Source organism: Nocardioides sp. CPCC 206348, from assembly GCF_048654705.1.
In the GTDB taxonomy this organism is placed as follows: domain Bacteria; phylum Actinomycetota; class Actinomycetes; order Propionibacteriales; family Nocardioidaceae; genus Nocardioides.
In genome coordinates this window covers 28,803-29,148 of sequence record NZ_JBMCZA010000149.1, presented here as the reverse complement: position 1 = coordinate 29,148, position 346 = coordinate 28,803, and the positions used below count along the sequence as shown (strand labels likewise).

At 70.8% G+C, this 346-nt stretch carries 1 pseudogene; it reads right to left on the bottom strand.

Features of this window, described 5'->3' with window-relative positions:
- Positions 1 to 346 (bottom strand): annotated as a pseudogene (locus ACOADB_RS10365) (replication-associated recombination protein A); the annotation flags it as partial.

Genomic DNA, 346 nt, shown 5'->3' with positions numbered 1-346 from the left:
AGGATGATCAGCCGCCGGGCGATGAACCGCGGGTCCTCGCCCGCCTCCATCATCCGCGCGAGGTAATGCAGCGCCGCGTCCGCGTCCGAGCCGCGAATCGACTTGATGAACGCGCTGATCACGTCGTAGTGCTGGTCGCCGTCACGGTCGTAGCGCACGGCCGCCTGGTCGGCGGCCGTCTCGGCCGTGGCCAGGTCGATGGTGATCATGTCGCCGGTGGTCGAGGTGCGAGCGCCGGCGAGCCTCGAGACCGCGGCACCCGCAGCAGCCTCCAGGTAGGTCAACGACCGTCGAGCGTCTCCGCCGGCCAGCCGGACGATGTGGGCGCGGGCGTCGTCGTCGAGGA